The sequence below is a fragment of the Streptomyces laculatispora genome (assembly GCF_017353455.1).
Lineage (GTDB): Bacteria > Actinomycetota > Actinomycetes > Streptomycetales > Streptomycetaceae > Streptomyces > Streptomyces laculatispora.
The window spans coordinates 1-8,919 of record NZ_JAFMPZ010000513.1; the positions used below are offsets into that span (position 1 = coordinate 1).

At 69.4% G+C, this 8,919-nt stretch carries 10 protein-coding genes and 1 tRNA gene; 7 read left to right on the forward strand and 4 right to left on the reverse strand.

The window, feature by feature from the left end; all coding sequences use genetic code 11:
* Window positions 1-107 precede the first annotated feature (107 nt).
* From J1C73_RS26880 to J1C73_RS26900, 5 genes are all read left to right on the forward strand, one after another.
* Window positions 108-182, forward strand: a tRNA-Val gene (locus J1C73_RS26880).
* Window positions 183-322: 140 nt separating this feature from the next.
* On the forward strand, window positions 323-715 hold the full coding sequence (locus J1C73_RS26885; RefSeq protein WP_207318659.1) for a cupin domain-containing protein: 393 nt from the start codon (window positions 323-325) through the stop codon (window positions 713-715).
* A gap of 625 nt (window positions 716-1,340) precedes the next feature.
* Entirely contained in the window at window positions 1,341-1,703 is a 363-nt protein-coding gene (locus J1C73_RS26890; RefSeq protein WP_207318660.1) for a DUF6023 family protein, read from the forward strand.
* 154 nt (window positions 1,704-1,857) lie between these two features.
* Window positions 1,858-2,268, forward strand: a complete 411-nt coding sequence (locus tag J1C73_RS26895; protein WP_207318661.1) for an SRPBCC family protein — start codon at window positions 1,858-1,860, stop codon at window positions 2,266-2,268.
* A gap of 165 nt (window positions 2,269-2,433) precedes the next feature.
* Window positions 2,434-3,120: an alpha/beta hydrolase gene (locus tag J1C73_RS26900; protein ID WP_207318662.1), complete on the forward strand. Its 687-nt coding sequence runs from the start codon at window positions 2,434-2,436 to the stop codon at window positions 3,118-3,120.
* Here J1C73_RS26900 and J1C73_RS26905 read toward each other — a convergent pair.
* Window positions 3,101-3,850 (reverse strand): aminoglycoside phosphotransferase family protein, encoded by a 750-nt coding sequence (locus tag J1C73_RS26905; RefSeq protein WP_307797806.1) that lies wholly within the window; start codon window positions 3,848-3,850, stop codon window positions 3,101-3,103. The genes J1C73_RS26900 and J1C73_RS26905 overlap by 20 nt on opposite strands.
* A 126-nt stretch (window positions 3,851-3,976) precedes the next feature.
* Between J1C73_RS26905 and J1C73_RS26910 the strand changes: the two genes are divergently transcribed.
* Both J1C73_RS26910 and J1C73_RS26915 read left to right on the forward strand, forming a co-directional pair.
* Window positions 3,977-5,206, forward strand: a complete 1,230-nt coding sequence (locus tag J1C73_RS26910; protein ID WP_207318663.1) for an MFS transporter — start codon at window positions 3,977-3,979, stop codon at window positions 5,204-5,206.
* A 173-nt stretch (window positions 5,207-5,379) separates the two neighbouring features.
* A complete protein-coding gene (locus J1C73_RS26915; RefSeq protein WP_207318664.1) occupies window positions 5,380-6,156 on the forward strand; it encodes a class I SAM-dependent methyltransferase in 777 nt (258 codons plus the stop codon).
* 75 nt (window positions 6,157-6,231) lie between these two features.
* Here the strand turns inward: J1C73_RS26915 and J1C73_RS26920 are convergent, their stop codons facing one another.
* The 3 genes from J1C73_RS26920 to J1C73_RS26930 all read right to left on the reverse strand — a co-directional run bounded on the left by J1C73_RS26920 (window position 6,232) and on the right by J1C73_RS26930 (window position 8,827).
* A complete protein-coding gene (locus tag J1C73_RS26920; protein ID WP_207318665.1) occupies window positions 6,232-7,131 on the reverse strand; it encodes a hypothetical protein in 900 nt (299 codons plus the stop codon).
* Complete coding sequence (locus J1C73_RS26925) at window positions 7,128-7,466, reverse strand: PadR family transcriptional regulator (RefSeq protein ID WP_207318666.1); 339 nt, start codon at window positions 7,464-7,466, stop codon at window positions 7,128-7,130. The genes J1C73_RS26920 and J1C73_RS26925 overlap by 4 nt, the downstream gene beginning before the upstream one ends.
* 62 nt (window positions 7,467-7,528) lie before the next feature.
* Complete coding sequence (locus tag J1C73_RS26930; RefSeq protein WP_207318667.1) at window positions 7,529-8,827, reverse strand: MFS transporter; 1,299 nt, start codon at window positions 8,825-8,827, stop codon at window positions 7,529-7,531.
* Window positions 8,828-8,919 lie beyond the last annotated feature (92 nt).

Consider the following 8,919-nt stretch of genomic DNA (forward strand, 5'->3'; position numbering starts at 1 on the left):
GTACATGGCCTACGGCCCCCGCACCGCCTCGTCCCACCCCGGCTGCTGCCGTCGGCAACCGTTTGTGACCGGGGGCCGTAGGCCATGTACGCTGTTGTCTCATCCACGGGTGCGTAGCTCAGGGGTAGAGCGCTGCTCTTACAAAGCAGATGTCGGCGGTTCGAAACCGTCCGCGCCCACCAGTGCAAAGGCCCCCAACCGATCATGGTTGGGGGCCTTTGACGTCCACTTCTGACATCAGCGGACGTGGTCATTCACGGTCGGGGCGCTGGTGAGCGTCGTGGGCTCCCATCCCGACCGCCTTCGACCCAGGGAGAAATTCATGAACGACAGCGTGTACGTGGGCAACGCGGGCAAGGACGCCGCACTGGACCGGGGATGGCTGCTCGGGCACTTCAAGGACGCCGCAGATCCTCGCCACAGCGAGGCTGTAGAGATCAAATGGGGCGTTCACCCGCGTGGTGACCAGCGAGTGCAGTGGGTGAGAGGCGAGGAACGAACAGCTCTCCTCGTACTCATCAGCGGTCGCTTCCATGTCCAACTTCCGCGCCGAAGTGTGCTTTTGGCGCGGCAGGGCGATTACGTCGTCTGGGGTCATGGAGTCGACCACTCTTGGTTCGCGGAAGAAGAGTCGGTAGTGCTGACGGTTCGGTGGCCATCCGTACCCGGCTACGCAGTGACACCAGCGGAAGGCAGTGCGCGGGTGTGGCCCTGACCGTGAAGGTGCAGGCACCGCCATTCTTGACCAGAGCCGCACGTGTGCCAGGTACGAGTGGGAATCTGCGGTCGAAGACTGTCAGGGGCGGGCCAGTGAAGACCGCATGGCCGCCATGAGCTTCTGGCGGGCCTCGCGGAAGGCGCGCCGTACCTGTGCGCACTCAGGATCGTCACGCAGATGTCCTGGTGGCCTCGCGTGGGACACGGATGCTGAGTTGATTCCGGCCGACGAAGTGCAGATGATCCGGGATCAGGGCCGAGTCGGTGATCGCATCCCAGGACATGTTCCAGTTCATCTACGCCGACGCGATACCTGTAAAGAAGCATGGCCAGCCGCAATACGACTTTCGGGCCAACAAGGCGAACCGGTCCTATTGCCAAGCCAGTTCAGACTACTGCCGTAAGCTGGAGGCCAGTTCAGGCAATACGGAGCATCCCATGGAAGAGGTCGGGTGACGGTGCTGGTCGACGAGCTCATGAAAAGGAAAGGGCGCCCCCTCGTTCGTCATCTCACCCTTTACGCCTCTGTATTGTCCGTGGCCCTCGTCACTGGGTGTACGAGCGACTCCGATGGGCCGAGTGCACCGGCGAGCAGCCCAGGCCGGCAGCAGAAGCCCTCGAACGTGTCCGATCCCACCGATGGGCGACTGGGCAGGCAGGTCGTGGAGACCCTCGGCACAGCCGAGGTCAGAGACAGTGATTCGCTGTTTGTGGAGGCCGGCCTCGAGCGGGTCGGTGACGGGTTCCACTCGGTGCCGGAACTGGCCCGAGGGCGTTCGTACGAGTTGTCGGTGGTCTGTGCCGGAAGGGGCAAGATCCGCCTTTCCGTAGCCCTGAAGAACCCCGTTGTCCAGACCCTTGATTGCGACGGTGTCACGTTCCGGCAGCGCCTCACGGCGTCGGCGGCCACGGTCAAGATCGACGGTGACGGGATGAAGGGGGCCGCGGGGATGGTGGGCTGGCGCCTGGACAAGGTGAAGAAGTAGGCCGCAGGTTCACCAAGGCGCGGAACGGGATTGTGCGCCGCATCCATTCCGGTGTCGCTTGGGCCGCCCTCGCCCGTCATCAGTGGTAGGTGATTGCGGGTCGTGTCCGATTCCTTCAAGAGGACTGGGTGGGGGCCCGGATACTGTCGTCGCCATGAACAGCACCGGCCAGGAGTCGCTCCATGTCAGCATCCACATCGCGAGCTCTGTCGAGGATGTCTATGCCTACGCCTCCAACCCTGCCAATCTGCCGGCGTGGGCCCAGGGCTTGGGCGGCTCCATCGAGGAGATCGACGGCCAATGGATTGCTGAATCCTCCCCCATGGGGCGGGTTGTGGTCGAGTTCGCCCCCGACAACGAGCTGAGTGTGCTCGACCACGACGTCACGTTGCACTCCGGGGAGACTGTCTACAACCCGGTCCGTGTGATCGCTGACGGCGCGGGCAGCGAGGTGGTGTTCACCCTTCGCCGCAGGCCGGAGATGAGCGAGTCCGACTTCCGGCGCGACGCCGAAATGGTCGCCGCCGACCTGGCACGGCTCAAGGTGCTGACGGAGTCCGGCTGATGGCTTCCGGCGGATCGTGATCCGAGCCGTCGGCGGATCGCGGCGAGGGCGGGAGCGTAGATGGCGGGGGCGGCGATGGTCGGAGCGGAGATGGACGGAGCGGCGATGGACGGGAGTTGTTGAGCCGGTCGGTCGGTCGGCCGCTTCGCTGGATTGGGGACCTTGGTGAACAGCGTGGTGTTGGTGCACGGCCTCTATCACGATCCGCGCCACTTCGACTTGGTCGTAGGGGAGTTGCGGGCCCGCGGGATCGAGGTGGTGGTGCCGGAGCTGCATCGGGGCTCGCTCCCGGCCGATACGGAAGCCGTGCAGGCGGTCGTTGATGCCATGGGGGAGCCGCCGTTGGTTCTGGGCCACTCCTACGGCGGGTCGGTCATCACCGGCCTGACGGGCGTGGGGCATCTGGTGTATCTGGCGGCCTTCGTGCCTGCTGAGGGGGAGAGTGCGGCCGGTCTTGGTGGCTCGACCGAGCTTCTCGCCTCTTCCGTCGTGCAGGAAGGAGGCGGCCTCACTCACGTGGACCCGGTGGCAGCCGTGGAGTTGTTCTACGACGACGCCCCGATCGGGCGTGCGGCCTGGGCGGCGTCCTTGCTGCGGCCGCAGGGGCCGGGGTGCGGGCGTGGTGTGCCGCAACGTCAGGCGTGGCGCGGCACGCCCTCCACGTACGTCGTCTGCGCGCGGGATCGCGCGATCGCCCCCGGGCTGCAGTGGGCGATGAGCAGGCGCTGTGGCAGCGCGACGGCCTGGAACACGAGCCACTCGCCCTTCATCAGTGAGCCCGGGAGAGTCGCCGCCGTACTGCGGAGCCTGCTGCGTCCCCGGGGTGGACGCCTCAGCGCAGGGCTGTCGTGAATGCGGCGCGGTGCGCGGTTGTGAAGGCGTGCTCGCGGTGGGACCAGGCGATTCGCTCGGTGATCTGATCCTCCGTGGCGATCCGGGGTGCCGGCGTGCGGCGGTGCGCGTGCCACCAGTCGGCGTTGCGGGCCTGGCGGTCGGCGATCGCGTCGAGGAGGCTGCCGCGGGCCCGGTCCGGGAGTCCGTAGGCGTCGGCGAGGACTCGCACCTGGGCGGCCTGCTCGTCGGCGGGCGGCGCCTCGGGCTTGGAGGTGATGCACCAGGTCCAGGCCATGTAGCCGAGGTCTTCGAGCGGGTCTCCCGGAGCGGCGGTGTCGAAGTCGATGAAGGCCACGGGGCGGTCCTCGCGGAATACGGTGTTGTTGGGTCCGGGATCGTGGTGGCAGACCACCGGGTGTGCTCCGGCGAGTGTGCTGCCTCGGGTGGCGTCGTGCAGGTCCCGCAACAGGGCCCCGGCCGCGGCCACTTGCGCGTCGGTCCACCGCTGGAATCGGCGTGGCACCCAGCCCGGAAGGTAGCTGAGGGCATCGCGGCCTGCCTGATCGTGGCCGAGATGGCGCGGTGCGCCGGTGAAGCCCTGCCTGTTCAGGTGTCCGAGCAGGTCGGCAGCGAAGGGCGAACGAGTGCCGACGGGGCGCCGGACCGTGTCACCGACCCGCACGACGCCCTGGGTGACACGGCCCCCGGACAGCGGTACTTCTTCTTCGGTATTTTCCACGTCTCTCACGTCTCTCACGCCTTCCGCGGTCTCCGCTGGGCCATTCTGTCGTTCCACCGTTCCACCGTTCCGTCGTTCTCTCGGTGGGGCTTTCCGTTCCGGCGGCGGGATACGGTGCCACCCGGCAGGAGGGTCATGACCACCACCGACCGGCAGGAGCGCGGAGCGCGTGCCCTGTCCCCGCTGCGGATACCGGCCTTTCGCCGGTTCCTGCTGGCCCACCTCGTATCCGCGACGGGTTCGGCGATGGCGCCCGTGGCGCTCGCGTTCGCCGTGATCGGTCACGGCGGGGGCGCGCAGTCGCTCGGGATCGTGCTCGCGGCGAACACCGTGCCGACCCTGGTCCTCCTTCTGCTGGGCGGCGTGCTCGCGGACCGGATGTCCCGTAGCCGGATCCTCTTCCTCGGGAATCTCGGTGCCGGGCTCGCCCAGGGTGCGGTCGGCTTTCTGGTGGCGACGGGGGCGGCGACGACAGTCGCGATCAGCGTCTGTGCCTGCTTCTCCGGGGTGTCGGCCGCCTTCATCACGCCTGCTGCCCAGGGGATCGCGAGTCGGCTCGTACCGAAGGAACAACTGCAACAGGCCAACGCGCTGGTCCGGGTTCCCGGGAACGCCGTCAAGATCATGGGGCCGGTCGTGGGCGGCTTCGTCGTGGCGTTCGCGGGCCCTGCCTGGGCGCTCGGGTGGGATGCGGGCACCTTCCTCGTTGCCGCCCTTCTCCTGCTCGGGCTCCGGCTCGTCGGCTCCGTCCCCACCGGGCGCGGTGCCGTGGGCGATCTCCGGGCCGGTTGGGCCGGCTTCCGCTCGCGGAGCTGGCTGTGGACCTACACCGTGGCCGGGACAGCGGTTGTGGCGGCCTGGCTGGCCGGTTACCAGTTGCTCGGGCCGCTCGTGGCGGCCGACAGCTATGCGGGTGCCGGTTCCTGGGGGCTCGTGCAGGGCGCCTTCGCCGCCGGGCTTCTCGTGGGTACGTTCCTCTGCCTGGCCTGGAAGCCGCGACGGCTGATGCTGGTCTGTGTGACGGCCAGTGGGGGAATCATGCTCCCGCTGGCCGCCCTGGGGCTGGAGCTGCCCCTCGGCTGGGTGCTCGTGGCCGCCGTTGTCGCCGGCGCTGGGCTGGACGTCGCGATCGTCTCCTGGTCCACGATCATGCAACAGCAGCTACACGACGAGGAGTTGGGCCGCCTCGGCGCGTTCAATGCCGTGGGCGAACGCATCGCCGTCCCGATCGCGTACCTGCTGGTGGCGCTGGCCTCGAAGTACTGGACCAGTCAGCACATTCTGCTGGTGTGCGCGGGAATCATCCTCGCCGCCACCCTGGCCAATGCGTGCGTGCGCGATGTGTACCGGATCAACCGGGCGTGAATCGCGGGCGGCGCAACGCGCGCGTCCGGCATCCGGCTGCGCGATCCTGACGGGCCGCTGGTTTGTATATGTCGGTCACCGACCTATAGTTGCCCCCGTGAAGCCCCGCCCCGGGGTCGGTCGAAGCTGCGGCTGCTACCGGGGCAGAGCCCTGCAACGGAGATGGAGCAGCCATGGCCAGCAAGAAGAACCTCGTCGCCAACCGCGAATCCCTCGTCCACAAGGTCCGGTACGCCGCGAGCCGGCCGGACCGCATAGCCCCGTATCTGAAGCGGGCCACCCGTGACCGATGGCTGGCCTTCAAGCACCCCGGCCATGTGAACTACTACCGGGCCGTGATGGCCTCGGACACCCGCCGCAACCCCGAGGCCGCCGTCGGCAGTCAGACGCACGAGCGCTGGCTGGCGCTGGGGCAGATGCAGTTCGACTACCTCCTGGGGCACGGACTCGCCCCCGGGGCTCGCATGCTGGACATCGGCTGCGGCAACCTCCGCGCGGGCTGGCGCTTCATCGAACACCTCGAAGCCGGGCACTATTACGGCATCGACATCTCGCCCGACATCCTGATTGCCGCGAAGCAGACGCTGGCGGCTCAGGGGCTCCAGGCCAAGGTCCCGCACCTGACCATCACCAAGGACCTGACGCTGGACTTCCTGCCCGACGGGTACTTCGACGTCGTTCACGCCCACAGCGTGTTCTCGCACTCGCCGATCGAGATCATCGACGAGTGCCTCGCCCACGTCGGCCGGGTGCTGGCCCCTGGTGGGCACTTCGACTTCACCTTCGACCGCACCACCGGTGCCGAACACCAGGTTCTGCGCGAGGACTTCTACTACCGGACCCAGACCCTCGTCGACCTCGCGGCCCGGCACGGGCTGGCCGCGCGGTTCATGGAGGACTGGGAGCGGCTCGGCCACGGACAGTCCAAGATCCGGGTCAGCGCCGGGTGACGTGACCGGCCCCCGGGCGCGCGTGGTGCCCGCGTCCGGCGCCTCGTGAGCGGCGGGGGCATGGTGCCGGCGGCCTCAGCGGTTGCCGGTCGTGCCGGAGTTCCGGTCGCGCACGCGCCACAGGCGCAGGATCACGGCCGCGCCGGCGAGCAGGACGACGACCGGGAGCAGCGTGTCCTGGTCCACCACCTCTGCGGAATACCCCATGGCGACGAAGGGCGCTGAGGCGAGGGCGAATTGGCCGGCGGTCCTGATGCCGGCCAGTGCCCGGCGGCCCGTCAGGGCCAGGGCGGCGGCCGTGGGGGCGCCGAGGCGCCACAGGATGATGGCCCCGAGCCCGTTCGCATCGGCCAGAGCGAGGACGGCCACGGAGAGCGGGGCCCAGATAGCCAGCGCCACGAGCCCCGCCGTGCTCCGCATCCGGCCGGGCGGGCGCAGGTCCGGCGGACAGGCCAGCGGGACAGCGGCCGCGACCACCGGTGCCGACAGGTACGCCACGAACTCCAGCGGCACGGACGCGCCCGCCGTCAGGCAGACCGCGAACAGAACGACGGCGGTGCCCAGCACGCCCGCGAGCGCGCACCGCGCACCGGCAGCGAAGCGCCCGCCCAGTGCCACGACCGCCCCGACGAGGGCCAGCAGGTCGCAGCCGCCCAGGACGTAGCTGAGCGGCACCAGGAAATCGGGGTTCCCGCTGATGATCCGGTCGCCGATCACCGAGACGAGGTCGAAGGCGGCGTACGCGGCCGTCGCCGCCAGTGCGAAGGGGGCCGCGGCCGCGAAGAGGCGGCCGCCGCGCTGTGTGGACCCCAGGTGCAGGCGGAGGCGGAGCGCATGCGCCACGATGTCGCAGGCCTCCCTGAACCGGGCGGTCCGGCCGGCCCCTTCGGTCGCCTCGCGGTAGGCCTCGGCTATCTCGTCCCCGAAGGCGCGCCTGAATCCCGCCGGGTACAGACGCAGCAGCGGAGAGCTCATGCGGTGGCCGGCTTCCCCGAGACGCCCAGGCGCCGGGTGGCCTCACGCGCCGTGGCGGCGATCCGCCGCACCTCGGCGGCCAGGCCCTGCCGACCGGCCGGGGTGAGGGTGTAGGTGCGCCGCAGCCTGCTGTCCACGACCTCTTCCGCGTGCACTTCGATCAGCCCCTCGTTCAAGAGGCGCTCCAGGCCTCCGTACAGCGTGCCGGTCCGCATCGTGACCCGCCCGCCCGAGATCTTCTCGACCTCACGCGCGATCGCGTAGCCGTGGCGGGGCTCGTCCGCGAGCGCGGTCAGGAGGAGCAGGGTCGGTTCCTGCATCGCACGATCACTCATGTCCTGCATAATAGGTCACTCACCGGCATATACCGGCAGGGTGAGGGGTGGTCCGGCGCCTGTCAGGTGCCGCTGGTTCGCCTGGTTCCCGGCTGATGCCCGTCCGGGAGCGACTTCCCCAGCCGGGCCAGTGGGGACAGGGCCATGAACAGCGGGGACAGCGCCATGGCGGCGGCGGTGAGGAGCAGGCTCGTGCGCAGTCCCCACCGCACGGCCAGGAAGCCGCCCAGCAGTGAGCCGAGCGGCGTCAGTCCCATCCCGGCGAAGTTGATCGTCGCCACGACCCGGCCCTGTATCCGCAGGGGCGTGACGGCCTGCCGTACGGCCATCGTCGTGACGTTGACCAGCTGACTGAACGTACCGAAAAGGAAGTTGACCCCCATGAGCGCGGGGAGTGTGACGGCAGTGGGGCCGTGCAGTGCCGGTACGCAGAGCATCACGCCGTCGGCCAGTAACGCCGATCCCACCAGCACCGGGCCGAACCCGAACCTCCCCGGCAGCCTCGCCGCCAGCAGCGACCCCACGACCGCTCCGGGTCCCGTCGCCGCGAGCGCCAGGCCGACAGCCGTGCCCGAGAGATGCAGTGCGCGGGACAGGTGGAGCAGGTAGACGGTCAGCAGGGCGGCGAAGGAGAACTGGTAGAGCGCCGAGGCCAGCCCCACGGCCCGCAAGGAGCTGTTGCTGACGACGAACTGGAGACCTTCGTGGATCTGCCGCCAGACGCGAGCCGGTCCTTCGGGGTGCACCGGGAGCGGCTCGCGTCTGCGGATCCGGCGGATCGATACGGACGACACCGCGAAGAAGAACGCACCGGTGAGGGTGGCGAGCGGTGCCGAGAACAGCGATACCAGCGCGCCGCCGAGCGCGGGACCGCCGATCTGCGCCGCTGACCTGCTGCCCTCCAGCGCACTGTTGCCCTGCGCCAACTGGTCGCGGTCCACCAGCCGTACGAGCGAGGCCTGGTACGCCACGTCGAAGAACACGCTCAGTACGCCGACGAGCAGAGCGGCCACGAACAGTGCGGGCAGTCCGAGGACGCCGAGCAGATACGCGGCCGCGACCGCTGCCATCGCGAGCGCCCGGCCGCAGTCCGCCAGGACCATCACCGTGCGGGAGCGCCTGCGGTCCACCCATGCGCCGGCGAAGAGTGAGAGCAGCAGGACCGGCGCCTGTTCCACCGCGCGCAGGGTGCCGAGCTGACCGGCCCCCGCGTCGAGAGACACCACGGCGACGAGCGGCAGGACCACCTGACCGGCCTGCGCCCCGAACTGGGACGCGGTCTGGCCCACCCACAGTCTGCGGAAGTCGGCAACCCGCCACAGGCTCGGCGGAGTCCGGAGACCGTCGTCGGCCGCCTTCATCGCGTCCCCCGTATGCGCAGGCCATCACGACTGGATACGGGCGGAGTCGAGCCAGGAGGAGGCGAGCCGGGAGGAGGGGCAGGAGCGGAGGG